The following is a 26,006-nucleotide window of genomic DNA, read 5'->3' as shown; positions in this document are numbered from 1 at the left end:
GATGATGATCCAGCAGCTATTTGTGAATCTGCCGGTGAAAGATCTGACCAGATCGGTTGAGTTCTTTGCGGCCTTAGGCTTTACGTTCAACCCGCAATTCACCGACGATACCGCCACATGTATGATCGTGTCGGATAACATCATGGTGATGCTCTTGGTAGAAAGTCGCTTTAAGGAGTTCACCCCCAAGGCGATTTGCGATAGCCACAAGAGCACCGAAGTGCTCAATGCTTTGCAGTTGGAATCGCGGGAAAAGGTGACCGAGTTCATCGCGAAAGCGGTTGCCGCTGGCGGCAAGACCTATGCCGAGCCAAAAGATCATGGTTTCATGATTCAACATGGTTTCGAAGATTTGGATGGTCATATCTGGGAGGTCTTCTGGATGGATCCTGCCGGTTTTGCCCAAGTCCAGGCCGGCTCGTCGAACGAATAGAACCATCCGAAATCGACAATGGTGACCGCACTCACGTTTTCCAGGGAACAGATGATGAACGAGACAGAAACCACGCCTTCTACCGATCAAGCTAAATCTACGCCAGCCGCAGCTAAATGGACAGGACGAGTCCTGTCAGGCCTCGTTGGCTTGGCCTTTCTGGCGAGTGCCGTCGGGAAATTTGTCGGTGGAGCAGGCCTGGAAGAAGGTTTCGCGCATCTGGGACTGCCGATGGAAATACAGTATCCCCTGGCCATCCTGGAACTGGTCATCGCCATCATTTACCTGGTACCGCAAACGGCCGTACTCGGAGCCATTCTTCTGACCGGGTACATCGGTGGTGCCATCTGCACGCACTGGCGAGTTGGCGACTTGTTTGTCGTGCAGATCATTATCGGCGTGCTGATCTGGCTGGGCGTCTTTCTCCGTGATCGACGGCTTTGGGCGCTTATGCCGCTACGTTCTTGAATGGGCGAGAGTGGTGGCGCATGCGGCTGAAATGAAATTCAGCGAACCTTTTTCTGGCGGCAAGCATCTCTCTTGCCAGCGGCCAGGCATCGCGTGAATGCCTGGCATTTCTTTCTCTTTGCGATAAGACCGCGCGCTGACAAAGGCCGCGGCCTGAAAGTTAGTACCCATGCTCTTGGATCTCGGACATTGACGTGTTTGGTCAACCGAATATCGGTTTGACCTGAAATCACTCGCGAAGCGTGTGTATCGCTTCCCTTATGTCCGTAATTTCTAAGAAGGCATGGGTTGCTATGAGTTCTCGTAAGCAGCAAATGAAACAATATGTAGACGAAATGCTTGTCTGCCATCAGCCTTGCGCGCGGCATCGTCGAGCGTATTGGAACTTGATTCGTGAGGTACGCGCCAAGTCCGAGATTTTGAGTGTCGGATTTGATCCGGCCATCCGTAAGCCGGAACATCTTCGCGTTTACATCCGGGCGCTCGCCTACGTGGCCAGGTACCGCACCAAGTGTATTCACCAGCCCGAATCGTGGCAGCCGCCGAAGGCCCAGGCCGAGCCGACCAGCAATCGAGTCGCGTTTCGATCACTATTGAAACACCTGTTCGAACGTTATCCGGTGCCTAACTTTTTGGCGTTTGCCTGGATGCGTCCACAGGCCAAGCGATGGATTCACGAATTGTATGTACACATGGCCGCTGGTCGTGGTGTGCGGCAATTCAAAGGGAAGCCTGGCATTCCGTTGACGCCCACGGCAGCTAAGTTCTTCCTCAAGGCACCCGATCATTTGGCGCCTGTGGAAGCGATGCGATGGGCTCAAATTCGAGGGTTTGGTGGTAGCAAAGCTTTGGCAGCGGAACTGGTTCGCAACACGATCCTTAAGGAACCGACTCGTGACGAACGCTTTTGGGAAACGGTAATCCGTTTTCTGATTCGTGAGAAGCTGAGTTATATTCCTCAAGCGTCGATGCTTGTTGAATTCATTTTTGATCAAAAGTTTCAACCCGCTGAAAAAGTCTGGGGACGTGGTGGTGGTCCACTGCCGCTGCAGCCAGAGTTCTCGGTGAAAGGGCGAACGCTTCGATCGCTTCTGCGGCACATGGTTAGCTGGCGGCAGGAGCTTTTGCTCAAACGACCATCGCTGGCCAAGCGAAACTTCCACTGGGAAGCGATCGAGGTCAAGCCAATGGTGCATCAAGACGGCGACGTGAAATGGCTCATCTTCGAGCTGTTGAACGACCGCGCGTTGATGCTGGAAGGAGCCGCCATGGATCACTGCGTCGGCGACTATGTCGAGCAGTGTGCCGAACGGAAGTCATCGATCTGGTCGCTACGGATCCATGCCAAGGGTTGTCCCAAACGCATGGTGACGATCGAAATCGATCCGGAAAGGAAAACGATCGTTCAGGCGAATGCCAAGAGCAACGAGGACCCCAGCCCAGCAGCGAAGGAAATCCTCGAGCGTTGGGCTACACGAGAAGGCTTGGCGATGTGTCTGGATGAGTAGAAGCTGCCTGCATCATTTCGATGTGGGCAGCTTTATTTTTGCCAGGTAGATGCGTGTTTTTCCTTCATGGGAAGAGTAGTAGCTCATCCAAAGGATATCGTCATGCAGCACCAAGCCTGGGTAGCTCGTGTCACCTCCCGAAGGCAAAACGGCCAACTCGCTAAGCTTCGCGGTGGTGGGATCGAGCTGCCAGAGAACCGTCTTGGCAGGACCCGTCTTGCGGCGTCCAGCGATGATATGTCGACCGTCGGGCATCTGCTTTAGGGCAGGGCCGCCGATATACTGCCCCAGTGATTGCCACTTCCAATCGGTGTAGGGTGGAACCGACTTCCCGAGTTGGGCGTCGTCGGGAGTGCCATCGCGGCGCACAACGCATAACGCGGTCCCATCGGTGTGAAAGATAAGACTTGCTTCGTTCGAGAACCCATCAACCGAAAATGGCTCGCCAAGTTTCTCGAAACGATGTCCATCTCCACTCACGAAAAGCTGCGTTTCGCGAGGTTCAATGGTGTGATAGCCAACTCCATACGCTTTGCCATCGTGCCAGCTGATTCGCCAGATCCAGTAGTCGGGCGGTCCAATGGCGATGGCATCGCTCCAGGCGGTGCCATTGTCTGAATACCAGATCATCGATTGATGACGCGCTTCAGCTGGTTGGTGTAAGGCAGCTGCACCACAGAGCATTAGTTGCCCCGTCGGTGTGATCGTGATTTTGGCATCCCGAAGATCAGCATCCGGGGATGTCAGCCGAGCAACGGATTGCCATACGTTTCCATCATGTGACTTTAACACCTGAAGCGCCCCGTCGCGCGAGACGTGGGCTTTTCCTTCTCGGAATACGCAGAACCAGTTGTCTTGGAAGCGTATCAGGTCGGTGAATGCAGAATGAGGTGCCGTATCGGATATCATCTTTACATCGATGATTTCGACCTCGGCGGATTCTGTGCCGAATACTGATGTGGTGAAAACTAGCAGTAAGACAAATGGCAACGGCAAGACAAGTTGAGGCATGAAAGATTCCAATCACGAGGAGAGCAGGGGGATTCAGGCAGGGAGAGATAGCGTAAGGCTAAACAATTCGTGAACTGGATGGAAACAAAAAAAACGCCGATCTGAATTCTCAGACCGGCGCTTTGCGATTATTCGTTACGCAAGGCGTGTTCGCCTTCAGGCCTATTTGCCGTTGCGAATGGCAGCTTGAGCAGCAGCCAGGCGGGCAATTGGCACGCGGAATGGCGAGCAGCTCACGTAGTCCAGGCCGACGGTATGGCAGAAGTTGATCGATGCTGGATCACCACCGTGTTCACCACAGATACCGCACTTCAGGCCTTTTCGACCCTTGCGACCCTTGGTGACGCCCATTTCAACCAGCTGACCAACACCGGAGGTGTCAAGCGACTGGAACGGATCGTTCGGCAGGATTTCCAGGCGGGTGTAGTCAGGCAGGAACGTGTTGACGTCGTCACGGCTGTAACCGAAGGTCATCTGCGTGAGGTCGTTGGTGCCGAAGCTGAAGAACTCGGCGTATTCAGCGACTTCATTTGCCGTCAGAGCAGCACGCGGAATTTCGATCATGGTACCGATCAGGATATCGAGCTGACCGCTGAAGCCCTTGTCGGCCTTGGTCTTCTCGATGGTTTCTTCCGTCTTGGCACGCAGCAGGGCGAGCTCGGCAGCAGTAACTACCAGTGGGATCATGATTTCCGGCATGGCGTTGATGCGATTCTTCTTGCATTCGATCGCCGCTTCGACGATCGCGGTGACCTGCATTTCCAGGATTTCTGGATAGGTCACGCTCAAACGGCAACCACGGTGACCAAGCATCGGGTTGGATTCGTGCAGAGCGGCAACACGCGACTTGACCTTGGCTGGTGAAACGCCGAGCATATCGGCCATTTCCTTCTGAGCCTTGGGATCGTGCGGCAGGAATTCGTGCAGAGGTGGATCCAACAGGCGAACGGTAACCGGCAGGTTTTTCATCGCGGTGAAGATTCCTACAAAGTCTTCGCGCTGGAATGGCAATAGCTTAGCCAGAGCGGCACGACGATCTGCTTCCGTTTCGGCGAGGATCATTTCACGCATGCTGGTGATACGGTCTTCTTCGAAGAACATATGTTCGGTACGGCACAGGCCGATACCTTCAGCACCGAAGTCGCGAGCACGTTGCGAGTCCTTCGGGGTATCGGCATTGGTACGAACACCCAGGGTGCGGTACTGATCGGCCCACTTCATGACCTTGGCGAAGTCGCCTGACAGCTTGGGTTCGCTGGTCTCAACGGAGCCTTCCATCACCTGGCCGGTCGAACCGTCGATCGAGATGATGTCGGAGTGCTTGAAGGTTTTTCCACCAACTTTGATCTTGCGGCCCTTTTCGTCGATTTCGACTTCACCAGCACCAGCAACGCAGCAACGGCCCCAACCACGAGCTACCACGGCGGCGTGGCTGGTCATACCACCGGTCGAGGTCAAAATACCCACGGCCGAGTGCATGCCATCGATGTCTTCAGGGCTGGTTTCCTTGCGGACCAGCAGAACCTTTTCGCCAGCGTGGGAACGTTCGACCGCTTCTTCGGCGGTGAAAGCCAAAGCACCAACCGCAGCACCTGGCGAAGCAGGCAGACCAATCGTCAGAACCTTGGCGTTCTTCTTCGATTCTGGCGTAAAGCTTGGCAGCAGCAACTGGGTCAGGTCGTTCGCTGGAATACGCAGCAGAGCGGTCTCTTCGTCGATCAAACCTTCTTTGACCATGTCGCAAGCGATCTTCACGGCAGCCGCACCGGTACGCTTACCGTTACGAGTTTGCAGCATGAACAGCTCACCCTTTTCGATGGTGAACTCGATGTCCTGGACGTCCTTGTAGTGGGCTTCCAGGGTATCTTTGATTTCCAGCAGTTGCTTGTAAACAGCCTTGTTCCACTTGCTCATCTCGGCGACTGGCTGAGGGGTACGAATACCAGCAACCACGTCTTCCCCCTGAGCGTCAATCAGGAACTCGCCATAGAACTTGTTTTCGCCGGTCGATGGGTTACGGGTGAAGGCCACGCCGGTACCACAGTCCTGCCCCATGTTGCCATAAGCCATGCTCTGGACGTTAACGGCAGTCCCCAGCAGACCACGGATGCCTTCCACTTCACGGTAGCGAACGGCACGGGTCGTGTTCCACGATTTGAAGACCGCTTCGATAGCCAGCTCGAGCTGCTTCATTGGGTCTTGTGGGAAATCTTCGCCGGTGTACTTCTTGTAGATCGCCTTGTACTCGCTGCACAGTTCGATCAGGCCTTCCGCAGGAACTTCGTTGTCTTGAGCGGCGTTGTACTTCTTCTTGATCGCAGTGAAAGCGTGCTCGAAGTGATCGCGATCAACTTCCATCACCACGTCGCCAAACATGTCGATCAAGCGGCGGTAAGCGTCGTAAGCGAAACGCTGGTTGTTGGTGGCGTTGGCCAGTGCCACCACCGATTCGTCGGTCAGACCGAGGTTGAGAATCGTGTTCATCATGCCCGGCATCGAGACGGCGGCACCGGAACGAACTGAAACCAGCAGCGGGTTCTTGTTGTCGCCGAACTTCTTCTTCAGTTCTTTTTCGAGGGTAGCAACGCCTTCGTGAACTTCGTCCATCAGCCCCTTAGGCAGCTTTTTGCCACCCTTGTAGTAGTCGGCACAGACCTGAGTGGTAATGGTGATCCCGGGAGGAACCGGCAGACCGATCGAGGTCATGTCAGCCAGGTTCAGACCTTTGCCGCCGAGGAGATCCTTGCCGACCCCTTTGCCTTCGGTCTTGGTCTTGCCGAAGTAGTACACCATCTTCGAGGGCTTGGATTTCTTTGCCGTTTTCTTGGCCATGTTTGGAAACCTTTGAATGTCGCAAACGCTGGAGTGTTGTTCGGTAAGGGGTGTCCCTTCGGCGGCAACTCGACGGGACATCCCGCCAGCTATGTACAGAAGGGCCGCATTTCATGCGAATATAAGCAGGAAAGTTTACTTGAGAATGCAAGCAAGCGTCAACCAGCCCTCATCTTACGCCATTTAGCAAATCGGGATTTTCGGATTCATCCCGATTTGGCCTCGTAAGCCGTTTGGCGCATCGGGGTAGAAACAAGACAATGTATCCCAGAGGGAAGCGCATTACGATCCTGTTAAGATGCTTTTCCGAATTAGCTTGAATTGAACTGAAAGCGACAACGAAACCCTGTGTTTGACGACGAAGACGACTACGACTACGAAGATCCTTTTGGCCCGGAAATGACCGCTCGGGAGCGAGCCGAAGGGTTCATTCGCACGGCAGTGCTTTTTGAGTCGGCCCTGGCGTTTGTCGCGGTCGGGTTGGGATGGCTCATCGACGTAGCCCCCTGGATCAGCGCCAGCTGGGAGACTGGTCATGCTCTGGGCGTGCTTGGTGCCATTGGGTTGGGCGCACTTGGGACGTTGCCCCTGTTGGCTGCATTTATGGCCTTGCAATACTGCAACATCCAGTCGCTAAACGATCTTCAAGACTATATGGATCGTCAGATCGTTCCACTCTTCCGCGAAGCGACGCTGCTTGAGCTGGGTATGATTAGCCTGGCAGCAGGGCTTGGTGAAGAAGCTCTTTTCCGCGGCGTAATTCAGACCTACCTTCATCAACTGATGGGGCCAGATGCCGGACCGGCCGTGCCGATTCTGTTGACCAGCCTTTTGTTCGGACTGGTGCACTACGTGACACGGGAATACTTCATCATCAGTGCCGTGATGGGGGCCTATCTCGGGCTCTGGTTCTATTACACTGGGGATATCATCGTTCCCATCGTCATCCATACGCTATATGACTGGTTTGCCCTGGCCTATATGAAAAAGTATGCGCCAGAGTTGGATGACGCCGATTCCTCAAAAACTGGTTAAGCAGAAGCGGCACTCTTGCGTTCGTCCATGGCTTCGCGAAATCGGAGAAACAGGTATTCGCTATCATGCGGACCGGCTGAGGCTTCTGGATGATATTGCACGCTGAATGCTGGCAGTTCTTTGTGCTTCACCCCGGCGACGGTATTGTCGTTCAGATTACGGTGGGTGATTTCCAGGCAATCGGGAAGCGTGTTCTCCTCGACGGCGAAACCGTGATTCTGTGAGGTGATCTCGACCTTATCCGTTTCCAGGTCAAGCACCGGCTGGTTCGCACCCCGGTGTCCAAACTTCAATTTGAACGTCTTCGCGCCGCAAGCCAGTGACAGCAGTTGATGTCCCAGGCAGATACCGAAAATAGGTTTCTTACCCAGCAGTCCCTGAATCGTTTCGACTGGCCCAGTCAACGGTTCAGGGTCGCCAGGTCCGTTGGAAAGAAAGATGCCGTCGGGATTGTGACTCAGGACCTCTTCAGCCGATGCCGTTCCGGGAAGCACAGTCACCTTACAGCCCAGATCACGCAAGTGTCGGGGAATGTTCCACTTCATGCCGTAGTCTAATGCCACGACGTGCAGGTCTTGTTCTTTTCGGCTGGTCAGGGCACGTTTATAGTCCCCCATCTTGATCCAGGGGCTGAGATCTTCCTCCCACATCTTTTGCTGTTCGGGGAGAACTTCCTGGACGAGGTTACGCCCCACAAGCCCATCGCTTGCTCTTGCTTTTTCCACGAGCGAAGCGTCATCCAGGTCGACGCTCGAAAGCACTGCTTTCATCGAACCATGGGACCGCAGACGTCGTACGAGGGCACGTGTATCGATGCCTGTCATGCCCACGACATTGTTCTTCTTCAGGAACTCGTCGAGCGACCCTTCCGAGCGGAAGTTGCTGACCGTACGGCTGACCTCGCGAACGATAAAGCCCGCCATGTGAATTTTCGCGCTTTCCATATCCTCGACATTGACACCGTAGTTGCCAATTTGTGGATAAGTCATGGTCAAGATCTGGCCACGATAGCTGGGGTCGGTCAGGATCTCTTGATAGCCCGTCATCGAGGTGTTGAAACAGGCTTCCCCAGCGACTTCGCCGATGGCTCCGAACGCGGTGCCAGTGAAAACGGTTCCATCTTCCAGAGCAAGTTTGGCGGGCTGAGTCATGTCGTTTCGTTTTCTTTTATCTTAGGTTCGCGGGTGACGACCATGGACATTTTCGAGAAGGAAACCAAGTCGCTGTTTGACGCGACTAAAGTCTTCCCGAAGATGAGCCCGATACCAAGGAGTACGGCTGTGGGTCTCCAAGCGAAAGTTTGGACAGCCTTTGGGAAAGCACTTGTTTCGGCGAGCAGGTGCTTTCCTTTTTTTACGTAGATGTAGACCCTGGCTGTGGGCAAATTTCCGCTATTATAGGCCCAGAAACTCTTGCGTATAGGGGCTAGAGTGGGTCTCTAGGGGATTCCGTAGTTTGCTACGGGCGATTTATCTTGGCGAACGCAGCCAACGCTGGAAAAAGGCCCGCTGCTGGTCGACTGAGGCGGGCCTGATCTCAGAACTCGTTGCAAACGTCTCTACCAGATGTTCCTGCTCCGCCGGACGGCCAATTTCATTACGGTAGGCGACCATGCCTCGACCCATGTCGCGGCACATATTAGATGGGTAAACATCCTCGCAAGCGCCGTAGCACCGAGGTCGCCATCCCTTGGGCTCTAATTCCTCGCGGATCTGGCAAAGGGCATCGAAGTAATTCCAGTCGTTGGCCTGAAATTCACCCAAGGGACATTCAAGCGTAAGAACGCAGCGACGCGGATCGTCATCGCCTGAGGTAAGTCGAAACTTGCCCGCGCACGTTATTTGCGTTTGGTGGACAAGTTCGATCTCGAATTCCTGGTTATCTCCCACGGCAACTACTTAAGCCGTGATCGACTCAGCTTCGGCCTCTTTCAGGCAACCCTTGATTTGACGGACCGCCTGACGAAGTCGATTTTCGTTTTCGACCAGGCTAAGTCTCAGGTAGCCTTCGCCGCTTGGTCCGAAGCCACTTCCAGGACTGACAGCAACGTCACCTTTTTCAAGCAGCATCATGGCAAAGTCCATGGTGCTCATGCGTTTCTGCCATTCTTCGGGGATCTTTGCCCAAACAAACATGCCAGCACGGGGCGGTGTGACGTCCCAGCCAAGGCGAACCAAGCCATCGACGAGAGCGTCACGACGGCTCTGGTAAATCAGGCTTTGAGCTTCGACTGCGGCGTCCCCTTCACGTAGGGCAATGATCGAGGCAATTTGGATAGCCTGGAACATGCCGTAATCGTAGTAGCCTTTAATCGTGCCCAAGCCGCGGATCATCTCTTTGTTGCCAGCACAGAACCCAACTCGCCAGCCGGCCATGTTGTAGCCTTTGCTCATGGTGGTGAACTCGACACCGACGTCGCTGGCACCTGGGGCTGAAAGAAAACTGGGGGGTTTATAGCCATCGAACGCGACGTCGGCGTAGGCGAAGTCGCTGATTACCATCAGGCCGTACTTCTTGGCAATTTTCACAACGTCCACAAAGAACTCCGGCTCGACGGTCACGGTCGAGGGGTTGTGTGGATAGCAAATGATCAAAAGCTTAGGCTTGGGGTAGAGGTGTTCGCACGTGTAAGCGATGTTCGATAGGAACTTCTCGCTGTTGGCAACGTCCAGGGAAATCACATTTCCAGAGGCCAATGCGACCGCATACGTATGCACGGGAAAGTAAGGGGCTGGGACAATTGCCGTATCGCCAGGGCCCATCATGGCCAGACACATGTGTGAGAAGCCTTCCTTAGAACCCAGGCAAACCATGACTTCCGATTCTGGGTCCAGCCGAACGCCATATTTTTTAAGGTATTTGGCGGCAACCTCTCTGCGCAAGTTACGGATACCATTGGACTTGCTGTATCCATGGTTGCGAACGTCCTTAACCGCTTCGCACATCTTTTCCATGACGTAATCGGCGGGCGGGTCCGACGGATTGCCCATCCCCATATCGATGACGTCGTTCCCGGCGACTCGCTTTTCGTACAACAGGGCATTGATTCGCCCAAACATGTACGGAGGCAGGCGATAAACACGCTGCGCAAATTGAACCTCGAACGGAGGATCTTGTTGGTCGCCATGGGAATGAGCGGAATCGGACATGGATGTCGTGTTTCGGCAAAGTGGTGGAAGGTTAAATTTGCCAGAATTCGCAATGGGAACTGGCATGCATATTCTAAAATCGTCAAGCACGGAAGCCAAGGCGAGACGCACTCGCACCAGCCCCAGATGCCCACATTGGACAACCGAAAGTCAGAAGTGTTCACCGTTTGAGGTCAGAATCTAAGCCTGCAGGATTTAACGATGGAAAACTACTCGGCAACCATTCATTGGGAGCGTGGCGATCAGAATTTTCTCGACAAGAAATATAGTCGCTCTCATTCGTGGAAGTTCGATGGAGGAGCGGTCATCACCGCATCTTCTTCGCCGAACGTGTTGCCCCCACCGATGTCCGACCCAAGTGGCGTCGATCCGGAAGAGGCTTTTGTGGCTGCCGTTTCCAGCTGTCACATGCTTTGGTTTTTGGCGATGGCAGCCAAGCATCACTGGTTGGTCGATAGTTATGATGACCAACCGACCGGAAAAATGGACAAAAACAGTGATGGCAGAACGGCCGTGTCGTTGGTAACTTTGCGTCCCAAAGTCGTCTTTGGTGGGGAGAGCCAGCCAACTTCCGACGAAATCAGCACGTTGCACCACCAAGCCCACGAACTGTGTTTTATTGCCAATTCCGTAAGATCTGAGGTACGAATCGAGCCCAGAGCCTAACTCCCAGTGCCTGCTGGCTGGACGAGTTCCACGCCGCGTCGTGTGACGCGATATTGTTGGGTGATTCCGCTTTTGATGCCTTGTTCTTTTCCATTTCCGGTGTTCACGCCGTTTTCAAAGCAGAAGAATATTCGTAGATTTCCTTCTTCTCGATCGAGTTCGGTCACTTTGACGCGAAATCTTCCATCTTCATCCACCTTTCCGGCGAACGATTTGCGAAAGTAATCGGATCCTCCTTCAGGAGCATCCTCGACGACGATGACGCTGTGCGCGGGGATATCCGAGTCGATTTCTCCGGTGATTTCCAGATAGCGACCGCTGCGATTGAACTCTCCCTGGCACGAGGTCATCGCGAACTTTGGCATTTGCAGTCGCTTGGCGATGCTGTCTGAGAAGATTGGATGTCGCCAAAGCATGGCCGCCGTGGCGTCGCACAGGTAGACCTCTTTTTCGCGGGCATCGACCTTGTCGTGATAGACTTTCGTTTGTGGCCCCATCAGCGTGTTGCCACGCCGATCGCGAGACATCGGCCCTAAATGTGGCAGGCCAAAGCCGTGTCCCAGTTCGTGGATGCACGCTTTCAGCGTTAAGTCCTGATTCAGCCCTCCGGCCAGGGGAAGCTTAGGGTCAAGCTCGCCAGGAATGTTGGTGTAGTTGCACATCGCCCAGCCACCGTCGATCGAGTTGCCTCCACCGCGATAGTCAGAAAATCGCTTCGGTGGATCTCCCAGGTAAACCCAAACCCACCAGACGTGGCGATCACGGGACAGGTTGTACTTTTGCACGGCCGCGTCGATGACGACATGTTGAAAGCCGGGTTTGTCGTATTTGCCGCTATCAACAGGATGTTCGCCCCGGATGAAAAGGAATTTATAGTTTCCGCGTTTGTCGCGAGGGAAGGGGGTGGTCACCGCCGGCGGGTAGCCATCCTTGGTCATCTCCTTTACCAGGAACTCTTCGGTGATCGCAGCAATCTGAGCGAAGCGGCGTTGAACTCCCGGAGGTGGTTCGACATCAGAAGGAACGAAAAGGACCATGTTCAGAAGTGGCTGACCCTGTTGAGAATCTTGTCCCCAGCAGTGATTTACTGGGTGAACTAGCGGCAAAGCTAGGGCGACGAACAAGAATAAGCTTGTCAGGTCGCTACGTTGGTGAGATTTCTTCAAGGATGCGAAGTAGAAAGAAAATTGCATGATCGGCATTCTTGCCATACAAGCGAGAGTAGGATGGTAATCACATGCCCTGGGTGGGGCCGGTTGTCTAACTCTACGACAGTTTGCCAGAAAAATCATTCAAAAACATCGCGTTAACGGCCGCAACAAAAAAGGACCGTACAGATGTACGGTCCTTTTGATTGTTTAAAACCATCCTGATCGTTGAGATCCGGCGTGTGCACCTCAGCACTATTTGCGCTGCTGCATCTGCTCACGTACGGCCGATTCGTAGGCTTTGCCGGCCTGGGTGGTATTGGCCAGAAAGTTGTCGATCTGGGCGTTTTCACGCAGCCGTTCAAATTCTTCCGCCATCGCCAGTCGCAGCTTCTTTTCGTGAAGCTCTTTGACCAACTCGTCGCGGACGTCTTCGACGTCATGAATCAGCGGCTTGGTGAGACCAAGGCTGTACAAGATGACGTACTGATTGCCGGTGGCGATGATCCCGGAGATTTCACCAGGCTGCAGCTTGAAGGCTTCATTTTCGATGGTTGGCTGGCCACCGTGCTTGCGAATCGGTGGAACCTGCCCATCGTTATTCTTTGATACCGGCTCGATCGAGTACTGCCGGGCAAGTTCGCCGAAGAACTTTTCGGTTGGGTTACGACGAGCCATTTCCCAGACTTCCTGAGCACGGCGTTGGCTATCGAGCACGACCGCCAGAACCTGGGCTCGCTCGCCGTAGTTGGCAGCAAAACCCTTGGTGATGTCTTCTTCAGTGATCTGGACCTTGTTGTCGACCAGCTTCTTCAAAGCAACGGTCGGCCAGACAGCATCGCGAACGTAGAGTTCGACCGAAACACCTTGCTCTTCGGTGACCTGCTTCAGCCAGGCTTCCATGTCAGGCGTACCTTCCTTGGTGAGGAAACCAAACGCGTCGGCTGCCCGAATGATCTCCGCTTCGAGATCGGCTTCGGAAACGGCTAGTTGGCGACGGGTCAGTTCCTGCTGAAGAATCTTGCGATTGATTTCTCCATCCAAAACTTCCACCCCGTGGCGGCTGATGCATTCTTCCTTCAGTTCCTGAATGCTAACAGGCTGGCCATTCAGCGTCGCGGCCACGCCAGGCATTTGGGCCGACTTGCTAGGATCGTTGAACACATTCACGATTTGAGCGTTCGATTGAAGTTGCTGATAAATGTCGCCAGCGGCGTCACGCATCTTGCTTTCGCGAACGATGTCCGCCAGGCGTTGGCGAATTGCTGGTAGGCTGTTGGCCGGGATCTGATCGGGTGCCAGGTGTTCTTCGCACTTGAAGATCAAGTACTGACCTTGAACAAACAGGACCGGCGAGACTTCGCCTGGCTGCATAGCGAAGACGGTGTCTTCAATTTCCTGATTACCGATGTGCTTACGAATCGGTGGGATCAAACCGCGGGCGGCGGCACTGTTGACGTCTTGCGAGTGGTCCTTGGCCATGTCGGCGAACGAGTCTGGATTCGCAGCGGCCTTGGCCCGTAGTTCTTCGGCCAGACCACGCTCGCTGAGCGAGATCATGCGAACTTTGACCTTCGGGCCGTAGTTCTTTTCGTATTCCACTTGAATTTCGGCGTCGGTCACAGCGAGTTGGTTCTCGGCCAACTTGCGAAGGGCAAGCGTTGGCCAGATGATTTCTCGGCGGTACTGACCAGGCGTTACGTTGCGTTCTTCCCGGAGGAGACCGAGCCAACGATCGACCGACAGGCCAAACTTTTTGGCGATGTTCGCGATTTCGTTGTCGATGTCTGCCTCAGTGATCTGGATGCCTTTCTGCTGGCAAGCCATCGAGATCAGGTGGCGATTAAGCAGGCTTTCCAAAACGTCTTCGCCGTGACGACGAAGTGCTTCGTCTGCCAGCGTTTCGCGCGAGATAGGTTCGCGATTCACGACCGCGACCGTTTGAATCTTCTGGGCGGTTCGCGTTGGGGCAGCCACTTCTTCGGCCGGAGCTGCCAAAGGCCCGGAAGCCGTTTGACGCTGCGGGGCGGCCTGCCGTTGTGGGACAGGGGCTTGGGCTTCCGCAGTTTGCGGGCCACCGGTGATTTGTCGCCAGGCGACGACTCCACCGATCAAAACAACAAATCCGACAGCTGCCAGAACCCAGGACTTACCCAGGGGAAGTCGGCGAGTAGCATCCTTGCCAGTCATTCCGCTTGCTCCAAAAATTTCTTGCAAGATTTTCTCAAGGAGAGGTGTTCGAAGTACCGATACCATAAGGTTCGGGCAGCGGAATATAAGAAGAATGCTAGAAGCGGGTCAAGATCGATTCACATAGCGAAGCAGGCTCGATGAGATTAAAGCCCGAATGATGTGGAAGAGAGGTGCTAGCAAGAAAAAGCGGCGTGACATCCACTGCCGCGCCGCCGCTGTTCTTACTGCTGAAAACTTGCAACCGTCATCAGTCTTAGTCTTCCATCACATCTTTTTCTTTGGTCTTGGCCAACTCGTTGACCTGGTCTTCGTACTTCTTGGTCAATTCCTGAACGCTGTCCTTGATGTCATCGCGAATGTCTTCGCTAATCGTTTTGTCCTTTTCCGCGGTGTCAGCAGCCTTGTTGGCATCGCGGCGGATATTGCGAATCGAGACGCGCGATTCTTCGGCGAGTTCCTTGATGCGTGAAACAAGCTTCTTACGAACTTCGGTCGATAGTGGCGGCACGTTCAAGCGGATCACGCGGCCGTCGCTTTGCGGGGCCATGCCGAGATCGCTGGCAACGATTGCTTTTTCAATGTCTTTGATGGCGCCGGTATCGTAAGGACGGATCAAAAGCTGGCTGGGCTCGGGGACACTCACCGAAGCGATCTGTTTGATGGGTTGAAGCGATCCATACACTTCGACTCGCAGTGAGTCGACCAGACCTGGGGTCGCGCGACCAGTGCGAACGCCACTGAGGCCGTTCTTCAGGACGTCGATCGCCTTTTCCATACGCTGCGTAGCGTCTTCCGTAATTTGATCCGCGTTCATCTTTGGTAACCTTTATCGCAGGAATGATCCTCGCTAACTGACGTTTGAGGCGTGGGTCTGCCTCCGAGAATAACCTACACCACGGATCGGAGCATGAAAAGATAACGACCAATAGGGGCTATGACTCTTTGAGCCTTAAATTCCCATCCGGAGTGAACGTCAGATCGGGCCGTGCTGACTTGATGGCCTCGAGGAATTGATCTCGATCGACCGGCGAAATGAGGACGGAGGGATCGAACAGCCCAAACCACTTTTGCTTGGGGTGGCTTCGATAGCGGATCATGAGGCCGTCTTTCGAGAGGGCTAAACGCACGTGAGGACCTCCCATCATCAGCCAGACGCTCGAGGTCTTCTCCACCGAAAAGATATGCTCTAGAGGAACCGTCCACCAAATAGGACCGCACTGAATTCGGACGTAGTGCTCGTCAATTTTGTAATAGGTGCCCATCCAAATCGATTGCAGAAGTGCACCGGTCAAAAGAAGTAGCGTTCCACCAATGTAGGTTGGCGGGGTGAGAAAGAAACAAACGATGCCCATTCCAAAGCTGAGAATGGCCAGTCCGGCAAACAGAAGCGAGATTCCCCAGTCGATTCTGGCGGGATAAATGGAGCGGTTCATCGCACAAGCCCCCTAACACGTTATTGGGAAATGCCCCTGGATAAGTGTTATTCGGTGGCAACGCGGCAATCTTAGTGCGTTTTGTTTTTACAGATTTGGATCAATCAGCGTTCCGACCTGCTCACCCAGAACTGCCTTTTGGATGTTGCCATCCATTTTAAAGTTGAATACGAGGATCGGCATACCGTGCTCACGGCATTGGCTGATCGCTGTACCGTCCATCACACGGAGGTTTTCCGAGACGACCTTATCGAAGCCGAGTGTGCGGTAGAATACGGCGTGAGGATTCTTCTCGGGGTCGTCACTGTAAACGCCGTCAACACGCGTGGCCTTCATGAGGATGTCGGCTTCCAGTTCCAGGGCGCGTTGGGCGGCGGCCGTATCGGTCGTGACAAACGGGCTGCCGGTTCCGGCGGCCAGGATCACGATACGCCCCTTTTCCAAATGACGTGATGCCTTGCGGCGGATGTACGGTTCGGCAACGCCGTGCATATGAATGGCCGTCATCAATCGCGTCGACATGCCGAGGCTTTCCAGCGCGTCTTGCAGGGCGAGGCCATTGATCACCGTAGCCAGCATACCCATGTAGTGGGCCGTGGCCTCTTGGATTGAAGCACTTTCGTTCTTGAACTGACCGCCGCGAAGAATGTTGCCCCCACCAATGACGACGGCAATTTGGCAACCAAGTGCTGCCGCTTGCTGGATTTGCTGCGAGATACTGACCACTTCGTCCATGGCGATGCCGCGTTCGCCGGCCCTGGAAAAGCTTTCGCCAGAAAGTTTGAGGATGATCCGTTTATACTTAGTGGTATTGTTCTCAGGCGTTTCCGACATGGTGGAGCCTTCCTCAGGGCAAGCGTGGCAAGTTTTAGGATTGGGGAGATTCTAACCGAGATTGCCGACGGTGTGCAGGAGAACGTCGCGCATAAAAAAATCCCTCGGCGAAAATTGCCGAGGGATCTCAATGCTTACGCGTTCAAGCTAAGTCCTCAGGACTAGCCTTCGCTGGCTTCTTCCGAAGGAGCAGCGTCGTCGCCGATGACCCAGTGGGTGAAGCTCTTGATCTTCACGCCGTTTTCTTCAGCGTATTTGCTGACGGTCTGCTTAGGTTCTTTGACGAATGGCTGTTCGAGCAGGGCGACCTGGGCGTAGAAGTTACGCAGTCGGCCTTCGACCATCTTGTCGATGATGTTTTCAGGCTTGCTCGAATCTTCGTTCATGGCAGCTGCCTTGAGGATCGATCGTTCCTTTTCGACCAAGGCAGCATCGATATCATCCTTACTCAAAACCGAAGGGCTCATCGCAGCAATGTGCATCGCAACGTCCTTGACGGCTTCCGCATTGTTGCCTTCGACTTCAACCAGAACGCCACTCACGGTGCTCGAGTTGTGGCTGTAACCGCCGGTAGCACCTTCGACGCGAACCATGCGGCCGACGTTGAAGACTTCGCGGATACGGTTGAACATGTCGTCCTTCAAGTCGCCCAGCGTGCTGCCTGGCTTGATGGTGGAAGGTTGAGCCAAGAGCTCTTCGGCACTGGTAACGCTTGGAGTTTCGGCATAAACTTTGGCCAGATCATCGGCCAAAGCGATGAACTCTTCCAGTTGGGTGACTGGAGCGCTTTCGCACTTGAACTCGACCATGGCACCCTTTTCACCGTCGGTGTAGATGCCAACGCGACCGAATTCCGTGGTACGATCGGTGCGGTTCAACTGCTTGACCTTGCCGTTTTCACGAAGCCACAAGATTGCCTTTTCTTCGTCGCCACTCGACTCAGTCAGGGCCTTTTTGCATTCCATCATGGGAAGGCCGGTCTTTTCGCGAAGTGCCTTAACTGCTCCGGCGGTGATTGCCGTCATTGTCTTATCTCCAATGCTCGAAACTGGTCGCTCAAAAAATCTGAGAGCTATACGTGGAAAATTTTACCGCTGCGGGTTTCCCTCGGCGAAGACCGATTCGGTTAACATTTGAAGGAGATTGCATCTTCCTTCCAGGTTCACCGACTGACCCTTAGCCGAAAAAAGCCTACTTGGCCGCTTGTTCCGTTTGCTGAGCAGCGTGATGCTTGCCATCAATGGCAGCGTCGGCCATCAGCTTCAGAAACATTTCGATCGAACGGATACCGTCGTCGTTGCCTGGGATCGGTAGGTCGACTTGATCTGGATCGCAGTCGGTATCGGTCAAAGCCACGGTCGTGATGCCCAGCGATTGAGCTTCCTTGATGGCGTTCTTTTCCTTCTTGGGGTCGACGATTACCAAGGCTTCTGGCAGGCGGTTCATCGTTCGCAGACCGTTCAAGTTGCGATACATCTTGCGATATTCACGATTCAAAGAAGACTGCATCTTCTTCGAGTACTTCGCCAGTTCGTCACCTTCGATGATTCGTTCCAGCTCTTCCAGGCGGCTCAAGCGGCTACGAATGGTGCGGAAGTTGGTCAGCGTGCCACCGAGCCAACGCTCGTTGATGAAAGGCATGCCGCAGCGTTCGGCTTCACGTTCGATCGCGGCACCGGCTTGACGCTTGGTTCCCACGAACAGCACCAAGCTGCCCCCTTCGGAAACCTGAGCCAGATACTTCTTGGCTCGCAGAAGCCCACGAATCGTTTCGCGGACGTCAATAATGTGAATTTGATTCTTCTTGGCGTAGATATACGGGGCCATCTTCGGGTTCCACCGGCTGGTGCGGTGACCGAAGTGAATGCCGCATTCGACAAGTTCCTGGACAAATTGCTGTCCGCTCGACATGGCGCAAATTCCTTTCTAGTAAGGGATTGCAGCGATCCTCGGGCGTTTCAGGCTCTAGATTGGCGCCATACCAATTAGTGGAAGCGATACCTATGCCGCGACGATTCTTGGTTCCGAAAACCTCACTTCCCACACAGTTTTCGGAGAATTCGTCGCGGTCGAACGACCAAGTCGTGGCTGGCTTCCCAGTTGCTGGGAGCCTCCCTATTTCTTGGTGCTCCCCCCAGGGCAACAAAATGAGGGGGAGGGAAGCTGATGAGGATAGCCGATTCTTCCAGAATCGTCAACGACCCTGGAAAAGCCATGAACGCTAGTAAGTTGCCTCGTAGTATTCGCGGCACTTCCGGCAGTGGTTGAGATGCATTTCGACGGCTTTTCGCTTAGCTGGGCTACTTAGCGAACGATCGGCGTACTTGGGAAGGAGTTCAACCGTCTCCTGGCACGAGAGTATCGCTATGTGGGGTTCGTTTCGGCTTAAGATAATGCCAATGCCTGCACTGGCAATTCCCAATGTTACGCTTCCGGCGGTGATCATCAGCTTGCGACGCCCATGCAAGCGAGACTCTTGCTCTTTTAGCGACCGCTGAAGCTCGGCAAGCTCTCCAGCAGGGCATTCGGACCAAGGTTCGTTGGGGGGCATGATCATGATTTCCAGAGAACGCCCTCGCTATCACGAAAAGGGAGGCGAACTCCTCATTTCGGGCAAGGAGGAGAGGTTCACGTGCCAAGCGAATGGCGAAAGTAGAAACCGGCAGGGGAATTGGATGGGGACTGTTCGCTCATCCGTAGCGGAGCGACACCCACTTGATGAGCCAGTTGATCAGGTGCTTTGAGAATAACCTTTCTTCGCCCTAGTTCAATCAGTCCTTCATTCTGCATGGTCCCCAGAACAACCGTCACGGTCTCGCGCGTGCTGCCAACCAGACTCGCCAAATCTTGATGCGAAAGGCGAATCGATAGTTCGATACCTCGATTGGTTTCGAGGCCGTATTGCTCCGCCAACTCCAGCAGAAGATGGATAATTCTTTCACGATTGGGCAAGTAAAGCAGGTTTTTGACTCGACGTTCGATTCTTCGTCGTCGCAACCCGATAATCTTGGTCACGCCGAGGCAAAGGTCCGCGTGTTCTTCCATCAATTCTCGCAGCGTTTCCCCGGGAATGGCAATCACGCGCGAGTTTTCGATGGCTTCGGCGTATTCGTCGCGATTGCCCATGTCTAATAATGCCAGTTCACCGAAGATCTCTCCAGGCTCAATGAACGCTAAAATCGACTGTTTACCATCACTGGTTAAATGGCAGATTTTGACGCGACCACTCGCTAGGACCAGGACGGAATTCGCATCGTCAGCCGGCAGATAGATCGGCTCACCTTTAGCGATCGACTTGGCACGGCTGGCTGACTCAAGCCGTGCGATTTGCGGAGGAGTACAGTTCTCAAAGAGCCGGCACGACTTGAGATACCAGATTTGTCCCGCCATGGGTGATCCTTTGGTTGGCGATGCCTTGCCCCGATCATCGCGCACTGTGATTTGTGGTTGTGCTCAACGAGTTCGATGCTGATTCGTCTTCTCCGTTACAGAGCGAGGGATAGTTCGTGCCAAATTAAGGGAATTGCGAGGGAAAATACCAGAGTCGCGAGAGCACATGCACAAAAAAAGCACGCCTAATTCTGCGTGCTTAGCTACCCCCCGAGGATTTGAACCTCGACCGACAGAGCCAAAATCTGTAGTGCTACCATTACACTAGGGGGTAATTCCCATTCAAGGGAATATAGATAGTACCGGAAACCTTGAGGTTCCGACAAGAGGACCCAGGAACAAACCTCCGGTTCGCTTCGGAAACTACGGGATTCGGGAGGTCATCGCGAACGAAAGTTGTTCCATTTCAATGGCCAGATCGACTCCAATCACGGTGACATCTTCCGGAAGTCTTAGGGTAACCGCAGCAAAGTTCAGGAAACCACGAATGCCTGCCTCAACAAGTCGCTCGGCGACTTCCTGGGCGGCGGTAGCTGGCACGGCAAGGATCGCGAGCTGAATCGACTTCTCTTTTACGATCTTGTCCACGTTATCCAAGCTGAAGACCGGAATCCCTTCGATCTCAGTACCAACAATCTTAGGGTCGAGATCGAACGCGGCGACGGTATTGAAGCCTTGATTAGAAAAGCCTCGATATCCCAGCAATGCACGACCCAAGTTACCGACACCTACCAGTGCGACCGGCCATTTCTGATCAGTCCCCATAATTTGGCGAATCGTGGAAATCAGTTCGGAGCAACGATAGCCGACGCCTGGGTAGCCGAATTGGCCGAAGTTAGCCAGATCTTTTCGGACTTGAGCATCCGAAAACCCCAACATCTCTCCCAACTTGGTGCTGCTGGTAGTTTCGATTCCAGCTCGCTCCAAGCGAGAAAGTTCGCGCAGGTACAGGCTAAGTCGGCTGACCACGGCCTTGGAGACACGCTGGTCGCTGGTACCCTTTTTATTGTCTTTGCTTTTCGCCATGACGTGCGCTATCAGATTGACGCCAAGGCGCCATCGAAGAATCACGAGAGTTGGTGCTTAAAACACCATCAACTCTAACCTGTTAGCAGACTGCCCAACAAGGGTGGTTCCTGGACGCGGTATTCGACAAGAAATAGCGTGAGCCTGGCAACACTCAGGCCAGGCTCACGGCGATACTTTCAGGCAATCTTGCTTCGGCAATTATTCCTTGCCCAGATCTTCGTAGTTGATCCAGATCTCGCCGGTGGTGGCATTGTACAGCCAGCCGTCTGTATCGTTAAAATCGGCCGAAACCGGGTCCGCTGTCACGACCTTAATCGTGCTGCTGTTGGTGAAGTTGTTAACAGGAATCTTCGATAAATACGGACCAAACGGACCCCCAGCCGTGCCATCGGCCTTGGTTGCAATGGTCAATTCATTCAGATCACTGCCTGGGACATCACCATCGTGATGGGCGCGATAAAGCTGAATCTGCGATCGCAGGGTATGCAGATTAAACAGCACGCTACTCTTCTTGGCATCCGTTGTTGAGTCGGTGAATTGTGGGATCACTGTAGCTGCCAGAACAGCGAGAATAACCACAACAATCAGGACTTCAATAAGCGTGAAACCAGCTTTTTTCGATTGCGACATTGTCTTGACACTCCAAGTCGAATTCTGCTGATTCGTTTAGGGAGATTTCCCGCCTCTGATCAATCAGCAAGGATCGTGTTTTATTTGCGTGGGTGGATTACCTGAAAGCAGTGATGTATTTGCTTTCTGAAGGTAGATACGTCATGCGAAAGCTGGGTCAAGAAGATTTTCCTCAAAACGCATGCATGCCATCCATAAGCAGGGGTTCCTCTCGGCACGCTGGCTTCGAGGTAGTCGAAGATTGAGTCGTATCCGGCACCAATCCTGATAGGTGGATTCGCTATACCCCCTGAAAAACCCGTGTAAAAGCTACTCGCGCAATTTCTCTTACAACCCTCACATCTGAAGAAGAGTCTCTTAACCGTTGCATTCGATTCGATGCTTGCACTCTTCCCATATATGCGTGTCTTCTCATCTTTTGAAAAGCACCTATTTGTTCGATCTCAAGCATCTGACCCAAATTGACGATACAGAAGGACATCTGAGCGCTGAATAGGCGACTTGGGTTGTCATTGCATGACGTGAAAGACGCCCTGAGTAGGTGCTTTGGATAAACGGGCGATAGCAGGAGATATTGCACGATTCAATGTTTGAGGGCACAGGACACGGCAAGGATTTGCCCAAACCAGGCCAGGCCCTTAGTCGTACGGCGTTTTGTCAACGAAGGAGAAGGAAAATGCGAGCTGTATTGGGATTGCCGATCCTAGCGGTCATGTTGGCTGCTTTTTCGGCGAACTCGGCTGAAGCCGCTTATGGCGGTCTGTTCAGCTTCCGGAATGCTGGTTGTTGCGAGCCAGCAACTTACGAGTGCTGCAAGCAGCAGTGCTACACCGTAAACAAGACCTGCAAAGAGACTGTTTACGAACAGCAGGAACAAACCTGCTACAAGACCGTCTATGAAACGGTCTATGAAGACAAGACTGTGGATTGCGTTACCTACGAAACGGAAACGCGCTACAAAGATTGCACGTACACCACGTGCAAGCCAGTTTGGGAAACCAAGTACCGCACGGTGAACTACACCACCTGCAAGCCGGTCTGGGAAACCCGAACCAAGGACATCTGCTACACCGTGTGCAAGCCTGTCTGGGAAACCAAGACCAAGGAAATTTGCTACACCGTGTGCAAGCCAGTCTACGAGACCCGAACCAAGGAAATCTGCTACACGGTTTGCAAGCCTGTCTGGGAAACCAAGACCAAGGACATCTGCTACACCGTCTGCAAGCCAGTTTGGGAAACGAAGACCAAAGAGATCTGCTACACGGTCTGCAAGCCTGTCTGGGAAACCAAGACCAAGGACATCTGCTACACCGTTTGCAAGCCGGTCTACGAAACGAAGTACCGTGACGTTTGTAAGACGATCTGCAAGCCAGTTCACTACACCAAGACGGTTAAGGTCTGTGGCGGTCACTGGGAAACCAAGACCGAAACGATCCCCGGTCCTGTCGTGAAGAAGTGCATTCAAGAGCCAGGTTGCTGGACTTGGGACCCTTGCAAGTGCAAGTGCGTCTACTGCCCAGGCGAAACCAAGGTTGTTGAAGTTCAGTGCCCACCAAAGACCTGCTGCAAGAAGGTCTGGGTTCCAGAAGTCACTGAAAAGACCGTTGATTGCGTTCGTTACGAACACGAAACCATCACCGAACAAGTTCCTTACAAAGTGTGCCGCATGGAGAAGGAACAACGTGTGAAGACCTGCACCTACAAGGTTTGCCACATGGTTCCTGAACAGCGTACCAAGACTTGCACCTACAAGGTTTGCAAGATGGTTCCTGAACAGCGTGTGAAGACCTGCACCTACAAGGTCTGCCACATGGTGAAGGAAAACAAGACCAAGACTTGCACCTACCAGGTTTGCAAGATGGTTCCTGAACAGCGTACCAAGACCTGCACCTACAAGGTTTGCAAGATGGTTCCTGAGCAGCGTACCAAGACTTGCACCTACAAGGTTTGCAAGATGGTCCAAGAGTGCCACACGAAGGAAGTTCCTTACAAGGTGTGCAAGATGGTCCAAGAGACCCACACCAAGCAGGTTCCTTACTGCGTGAAGAAGCCTGTTCACACCACCAAGACCGTTAAGGTTGCTAAGTGCGTGCCGAAGAAGGTTGCTTACACGGTTACTCGCTGCGTTCCAAAGACCATCTGCAAGACGGTCCCGGTCACGGTTTGCTGCCCGGCCCCTTGCTGTGACCCATGCTGCGGTGGCGAAGCTGCTGCCAGCGATTGCGGTTGCGGTGCGTAACGATGCAAAACCGGCTCCTTGGACTCTCTGCCGGAGAGTCTAAGGCACTGGCCTGGTAGAATGAGGCGGCTTGAGACTTCGGTCTTGAGCCGCTTTTTTTATTTCTTGATTTAGGAGTGTGCCGAGAAATGACTCGACCAGACGATATGCAAGCTCCCGTGATCCTCGTAGGAGCGATGACCAAGGACCGCGTTATCGGGAAGGGGGACGGTATGCCCTGGGACATCCCCGAAGAATATCAGACGTTCATCGATAACATTCGCGGGCAAACGGTCATCATGGGGCGTAAGTCGTACGAGGTGTTCGGCCCGGATCTCACCAGTGCGCACGCAATCGTTGTCTCGCGAGGCAGCCCCGATGTTCGCGTACCGGTTGTCGACAGTATTGAGAAGGCACTCGAATTGGCTCGCTCTTTCGGAGTGAAGATCTTCGTCGCTGGTGGATCGCAAATCTATGATTTGGCGATGCCGCATACCGACTGGATGTTCTTAAGCGAGATCAAGCAAGACTACGACGGGGACAAGTACTTCCCCGAGTTCGATCCGAGCCAGTGGGAAGTTGCCCGCGAAGATGAGCACGCGAAATTCATTTATCGCGAGTGGAGGCGAGTCAATCAGGTAACCGTGTGAAAACCACTTCTCTTGGTGACCAACTCGGGTATTCGCCCAAAAGCGATTTTGTCTTCCAAAACGTCACGGTAGGCGTGCGTATTCGCGAAATAGATCGAATTCGGTCCCCAGCGATCGCTGATTTCATCCAGGGCATGAGATAATCGCTGAGACTCCGAGATCTCGTCGAAAAGGTACCCGGATACTTCGCTTCGGCGCTCAAGTTTGCTTACCGTGACGTCCACCTTTTTCAGGCCCCCCAGACTCTGTGGGCGCCGAAGCCAAAGGCGTTCAAATTGATGCAGGATCGACAGCGTGTCTTGTACGCACGGCAGGTCGATTTTCTCGTTGAGCAAGGCTCCGCGTTGCCCGGACAGCGTCAATTGTAGACTGCGAGCATAGTAGCCGGTTTGTCGTAGGCGTCGTGCAAGTTTGCAGAGCAGCAACACCAGAATGCAGTGTGCCCCGGCTTCGTTCCGGAATCGAGGATCCAGCACGCGACCGTGGCTCATGGAATGACGCTGGGTAGGAGGTTCCGGTTCATCAATGCCGTGCAGCCCATCCCACCAGCGGGCACCCGAAACGGAGCCCCAAATCTGTAAAGCCTGCCGGCGATCGAGTTTCCAGAGTTCCTCAAGCGTATAGACCCCGATTCCATTGAGACGCGATACCATGCCGCGTCCCAGCCCAGGCAGGTCCTCCAGCGATAGGTGAGAGAGCCGAGCGGGTAATTCCTCCATCGGAAGAACGGTTAAGCCGTCTGGCTTCTTCAAGTTGCTTGCGGTCTTGGCCAGCAACCGCGTCGGAGCAATTCCGATTGAACTCGTCAGCCAGGGACCAAAGTCTCGTCGAAGTTGGCGCTTGATCGCGCCGGCAAGTTGAACGGCCTGTTCGATCTGTCGATAGCGGCCGCACAGTCTGATGGTCCACTCATCAATTGAGTAAACGTGATGGACCTCGGCGCACTGGTCGACGCTTTTGAGTAGATCGTGGTGAATCTCAACGTAGACGTTCGGTCGAGCCCTGACGAGTTGAATGTGAGGGCAGAGCCGCTTGGCCTCATAGACTTTGGTACCTGTTCGCACGCCACAGCGTTTGGCCTCGTAGCTGGCCGCAATGATGCACGTCGCGTCCGACTCGAGTGGTACGACCCCGACCGCTCGTTTTCGCAACTCTGGCCGCAAGAACTGCTCTGCCGAAGCAAAAAACGAGTTCATGTCCTGCATCATCCAGTTCACATAAGTCATTGCGGCGGCCCCTTGGGAGATGCGGTGCGATAAGTGTATAAATGTACACTATTTTTCGGCTGCCGCAAGAGAAATCTTTGGTGGAAACCTTCTGCTTGGGGGGCACGGAAATTAGATCGAACCTTTACAACTGGCCAGTGTCAGTCGGTCAGT

Annotated in this window: 24 protein-coding genes; 7 read left to right on the top strand and 17 right to left on the bottom strand. The window is 53.8% G+C overall.

Going from position 1 to position 26,006, the window contains the following annotated elements:
* The first annotated feature begins 1 nt into the window (after position 1).
* The 3 genes from Pan97_RS21175 (at position 2) to Pan97_RS21165 (ending at position 2,409) form a co-directional block, all read left to right on the top strand.
* Complete coding sequence (locus Pan97_RS21175) at positions 2-433, top strand: VOC family protein (RefSeq protein ID WP_241676327.1); 432 nt, start codon at positions 2-4, stop codon at positions 431-433.
* Positions 434-484: 51 nt separating this feature from the next.
* On the top strand, positions 485-901 hold the full coding sequence (locus Pan97_RS21170) for a DoxX family protein (RefSeq protein WP_241676326.1): 417 nt from the start codon (positions 485-487) through the stop codon (positions 899-901).
* A 293-nt stretch (positions 902-1,194) separates the two neighbouring features.
* Positions 1,195-2,409, top strand: coding sequence for a PcfJ domain-containing protein (locus tag Pan97_RS21165; protein WP_165698893.1), 1,215 nt, complete (start codon positions 1,195-1,197; stop codon positions 2,407-2,409).
* A gap of 12 nt (positions 2,410-2,421) precedes the next feature.
* On the opposite strand, the gene Pan97_RS21160 is transcribed toward Pan97_RS21165, so the two are convergent.
* Both Pan97_RS21160 and ppdK read right to left on the bottom strand, forming a co-directional pair.
* Positions 2,422-3,420, bottom strand: coding sequence for an exo-alpha-sialidase (locus tag Pan97_RS21160; protein WP_144976092.1), 999 nt, complete (start codon positions 3,418-3,420; stop codon positions 2,422-2,424).
* Between the two features lie 162 nt (positions 3,421-3,582).
* Positions 3,583-6,252 (bottom strand): pyruvate, phosphate dikinase, encoded by a 2,670-nt coding sequence (gene ppdK, locus Pan97_RS21155; RefSeq protein WP_144976091.1) that lies wholly within the window; start codon positions 6,250-6,252, stop codon positions 3,583-3,585.
* Positions 6,253-6,600: 348 nt separating this feature from the next.
* On the opposite strand from ppdK, the gene Pan97_RS21150 reads away from it, so the two are divergent.
* Entirely contained in the window at positions 6,601-7,287 is a 687-nt protein-coding gene (locus tag Pan97_RS21150; protein ID WP_144976089.1) for a CPBP family intramembrane glutamic endopeptidase, read from the top strand.
* On the opposite strand, the gene carA is transcribed toward Pan97_RS21150, so the two are convergent.
* The 3 genes from carA to Pan97_RS21135 all read right to left on the bottom strand — a co-directional run bounded on the left by carA (position 7,284) and on the right by Pan97_RS21135 (position 10,436).
* On the bottom strand, positions 7,284-8,438 hold the full coding sequence (gene carA / locus Pan97_RS21145; protein WP_144976087.1) for a glutamine-hydrolyzing carbamoyl-phosphate synthase small subunit: 1,155 nt from the start codon (positions 8,436-8,438) through the stop codon (positions 7,284-7,286). The genes Pan97_RS21150 and carA overlap by 4 nt on opposite strands.
* 318 nt (positions 8,439-8,756) lie before the next feature.
* The gene (locus tag Pan97_RS21140; RefSeq protein ID WP_144976085.1) at positions 8,757-9,176 is read right to left on the bottom strand and encodes a hypothetical protein; all 420 of its coding nucleotides are present in this window, start codon (positions 9,174-9,176) and stop codon (positions 8,757-8,759) included.
* 9 nt (positions 9,177-9,185) lie between these two features.
* On the bottom strand, positions 9,186-10,436 hold the full coding sequence (locus Pan97_RS21135) for an aminotransferase class I/II-fold pyridoxal phosphate-dependent enzyme (protein ID WP_144976083.1): 1,251 nt from the start codon (positions 10,434-10,436) through the stop codon (positions 9,186-9,188).
* Between the two features lie 201 nt (positions 10,437-10,637).
* Here Pan97_RS21135 and Pan97_RS21130 point away from each other — a divergent pair, with 201 nt between their 5' ends.
* Complete coding sequence (locus Pan97_RS21130) at positions 10,638-11,102, top strand: OsmC family protein (protein ID WP_144976081.1); 465 nt, start codon at positions 10,638-10,640, stop codon at positions 11,100-11,102.
* Here Pan97_RS21130 and Pan97_RS21125 read toward each other — a convergent pair.
* The 11 genes from Pan97_RS21125 to Pan97_RS21070 form a co-directional block, all read right to left on the bottom strand.
* A complete protein-coding gene (locus tag Pan97_RS21125) occupies positions 11,099-12,295 on the bottom strand; it encodes a hypothetical protein (protein ID WP_144976079.1) in 1,197 nt (398 codons plus the stop codon). The genes Pan97_RS21130 and Pan97_RS21125 overlap by 4 nt on opposite strands.
* A 210-nt stretch (positions 12,296-12,505) precedes the next feature.
* Complete coding sequence (locus tag Pan97_RS21120; RefSeq protein ID WP_144976078.1) at positions 12,506-14,440, bottom strand: peptidylprolyl isomerase; 1,935 nt, start codon at positions 14,438-14,440, stop codon at positions 12,506-12,508.
* 256 nt (positions 14,441-14,696) lie between these two features.
* The gene (gene frr, locus Pan97_RS21115) at positions 14,697-15,257 is read right to left on the bottom strand and encodes a ribosome recycling factor (protein WP_144976076.1); all 561 of its coding nucleotides are present in this window, start codon (positions 15,255-15,257) and stop codon (positions 14,697-14,699) included.
* A gap of 118 nt (positions 15,258-15,375) precedes the next feature.
* Positions 15,376-15,876 (bottom strand): PH domain-containing protein, encoded by a 501-nt coding sequence (locus Pan97_RS21110; protein WP_144976075.1) that lies wholly within the window; start codon positions 15,874-15,876, stop codon positions 15,376-15,378.
* A gap of 87 nt (positions 15,877-15,963) precedes the next feature.
* On the bottom strand, positions 15,964-16,710 hold the full coding sequence (pyrH, locus tag Pan97_RS21105; protein WP_144976073.1) for a UMP kinase: 747 nt from the start codon (positions 16,708-16,710) through the stop codon (positions 15,964-15,966).
* Between the two features lie 161 nt (positions 16,711-16,871).
* On the bottom strand, positions 16,872-17,735 hold the full coding sequence (gene tsf, locus Pan97_RS21100) for a translation elongation factor Ts (RefSeq protein WP_144976071.1): 864 nt from the start codon (positions 17,733-17,735) through the stop codon (positions 16,872-16,874).
* A 166-nt stretch (positions 17,736-17,901) separates the two neighbouring features.
* A complete protein-coding gene (rpsB, locus tag Pan97_RS21095) occupies positions 17,902-18,621 on the bottom strand; it encodes a 30S ribosomal protein S2 (protein WP_144976069.1) in 720 nt (239 codons plus the stop codon).
* Between the two features lie 310 nt (positions 18,622-18,931).
* Positions 18,932-19,261, bottom strand: coding sequence for an anti-sigma factor family protein (locus tag Pan97_RS21090; RefSeq protein ID WP_165698892.1), 330 nt, complete (start codon positions 19,259-19,261; stop codon positions 18,932-18,934).
* A gap of 77 nt (positions 19,262-19,338) precedes the next feature.
* Positions 19,339-20,100 (bottom strand): Crp/Fnr family transcriptional regulator, encoded by a 762-nt coding sequence (locus Pan97_RS21085; protein ID WP_144976066.1) that lies wholly within the window; start codon positions 20,098-20,100, stop codon positions 19,339-19,341.
* Positions 20,101-20,463: 363 nt separating this feature from the next.
* Entirely contained in the window at positions 20,464-21,126 is a 663-nt protein-coding gene (locus Pan97_RS21075; protein WP_144976064.1) for a redox-sensing transcriptional repressor Rex, read from the bottom strand.
* A gap of 201 nt (positions 21,127-21,327) precedes the next feature.
* Complete coding sequence (locus Pan97_RS21070) at positions 21,328-21,759, bottom strand: type II secretion system protein (RefSeq protein ID WP_144976063.1); 432 nt, start codon at positions 21,757-21,759, stop codon at positions 21,328-21,330.
* A 676-nt stretch (positions 21,760-22,435) separates the two neighbouring features.
* Here Pan97_RS21070 and Pan97_RS21065 point away from each other — a divergent pair.
* Both Pan97_RS21065 and Pan97_RS21060 read left to right on the top strand, forming a co-directional pair.
* On the top strand, positions 22,436-23,998 hold the full coding sequence (locus Pan97_RS21065; protein ID WP_144976061.1) for a hypothetical protein: 1,563 nt from the start codon (positions 22,436-22,438) through the stop codon (positions 23,996-23,998).
* Between the two features lie 128 nt (positions 23,999-24,126).
* Positions 24,127-24,627, top strand: coding sequence for a dihydrofolate reductase (locus Pan97_RS21060; RefSeq protein ID WP_144976059.1), 501 nt, complete (start codon positions 24,127-24,129; stop codon positions 24,625-24,627).
* Here the strand turns inward: Pan97_RS21060 and Pan97_RS21055 are convergent.
* Positions 24,612-25,853, bottom strand: coding sequence for a Y-family DNA polymerase (locus Pan97_RS21055; RefSeq protein ID WP_144976057.1), 1,242 nt, complete (start codon positions 25,851-25,853; stop codon positions 24,612-24,614). The two genes, Pan97_RS21060 and Pan97_RS21055, sit on opposite strands and share 16 nt — an antisense overlap.
* Between the last annotated feature and the right edge of the window lie 153 nt (positions 25,854-26,006).

Source organism: Bremerella volcania (assembly GCF_007748115.1).
Classification (GTDB): domain Bacteria; phylum Planctomycetota; class Planctomycetia; order Pirellulales; family Pirellulaceae; genus Bremerella; species Bremerella volcania.
Note: the sequence above shows the minus strand (reverse complement) of the source record. Positions and strands in the feature narration are given on the sequence as shown.

What these genes read in the sequence shown, in the direction of transcription:
- Pan97_RS21175 (WP_241676327.1), top strand. Translation starts at nt 2, where the DNA reads ATGATGATCCAGCAGCTATTTGTGAATCTGCCGGTGAAAGATCTGACC.
- Pan97_RS21170 (WP_241676326.1), top strand. Translation starts at nt 485, where the DNA reads ATGATGAACGAGACAGAAACCACGCCTTCTACCGATCAAGCTAAATCT.
- Pan97_RS21165 (WP_165698893.1), top strand. Translation starts at nt 1,195, where the DNA reads ATGAGTTCTCGTAAGCAGCAAATGAAACAATATGTAGACGAAATGCTT.
- Pan97_RS21160 (WP_144976092.1), bottom strand. Translation starts at nt 3,420, where the DNA reads ATGCCTCAACTTGTCTTGCCGTTGCCATTTGTCTTACTGCTAGTTTTC.
- ppdK (WP_144976091.1), bottom strand. Translation starts at nt 6,252, where the DNA reads ATGGCCAAGAAAACGGCAAAGAAATCCAAGCCCTCGAAGATGGTGTAC.
- carA (WP_144976087.1), bottom strand. Translation starts at nt 8,438, where the DNA reads ATGACTCAGCCCGCCAAACTTGCTCTGGAAGATGGAACCGTTTTCACT.
- Pan97_RS21135 (WP_144976083.1), bottom strand. Translation starts at nt 10,436, where the DNA reads ATGTCCGATTCCGCTCATTCCCATGGCGACCAACAAGATCCTCCGTTC.
- Pan97_RS21130 (WP_144976081.1), top strand. Translation starts at nt 10,638, where the DNA reads ATGGAAAACTACTCGGCAACCATTCATTGGGAGCGTGGCGATCAGAAT.
- Pan97_RS21125 (WP_144976079.1), bottom strand. Translation starts at nt 12,295, where the DNA reads ATGCAATTTTCTTTCTACTTCGCATCCTTGAAGAAATCTCACCAACGT.
- Pan97_RS21120 (WP_144976078.1), bottom strand. Translation starts at nt 14,440, where the DNA reads ATGACTGGCAAGGATGCTACTCGCCGACTTCCCCTGGGTAAGTCCTGG.
- frr (WP_144976076.1), bottom strand. Translation starts at nt 15,257, where the DNA reads ATGAACGCGGATCAAATTACGGAAGACGCTACGCAGCGTATGGAAAAG.
- Pan97_RS21110 (WP_144976075.1), bottom strand. Translation starts at nt 15,876, where the DNA reads ATGAACCGCTCCATTTATCCCGCCAGAATCGACTGGGGAATCTCGCTT.
- pyrH (WP_144976073.1), bottom strand. Translation starts at nt 16,710, where the DNA reads ATGTCGGAAACGCCTGAGAACAATACCACTAAGTATAAACGGATCATC.
- tsf (WP_144976071.1), bottom strand. Translation starts at nt 17,735, where the DNA reads ATGACGGCAATCACCGCCGGAGCAGTTAAGGCACTTCGCGAAAAGACC.
- rpsB (WP_144976069.1), bottom strand. Translation starts at nt 18,621, where the DNA reads ATGTCGAGCGGACAGCAATTTGTCCAGGAACTTGTCGAATGCGGCATT.
- Pan97_RS21090 (WP_165698892.1), bottom strand. Translation starts at nt 19,261, where the DNA reads ATGCCCCCCAACGAACCTTGGTCCGAATGCCCTGCTGGAGAGCTTGCC.
- Pan97_RS21085 (WP_144976066.1), bottom strand. Translation starts at nt 20,100, where the DNA reads ATGGCGGGACAAATCTGGTATCTCAAGTCGTGCCGGCTCTTTGAGAAC.
- Pan97_RS21075 (WP_144976064.1), bottom strand. Translation starts at nt 21,126, where the DNA reads ATGGCGAAAAGCAAAGACAATAAAAAGGGTACCAGCGACCAGCGTGTC.
- Pan97_RS21070 (WP_144976063.1), bottom strand. Translation starts at nt 21,759, where the DNA reads ATGTCGCAATCGAAAAAAGCTGGTTTCACGCTTATTGAAGTCCTGATT.
- Pan97_RS21065 (WP_144976061.1), top strand. Translation starts at nt 22,436, where the DNA reads ATGCGAGCTGTATTGGGATTGCCGATCCTAGCGGTCATGTTGGCTGCT.
- Pan97_RS21060 (WP_144976059.1), top strand. Translation starts at nt 24,127, where the DNA reads ATGACTCGACCAGACGATATGCAAGCTCCCGTGATCCTCGTAGGAGCG.
- Pan97_RS21055 (WP_144976057.1), bottom strand. Translation starts at nt 25,853, where the DNA reads ATGACTTATGTGAACTGGATGATGCAGGACATGAACTCGTTTTTTGCT.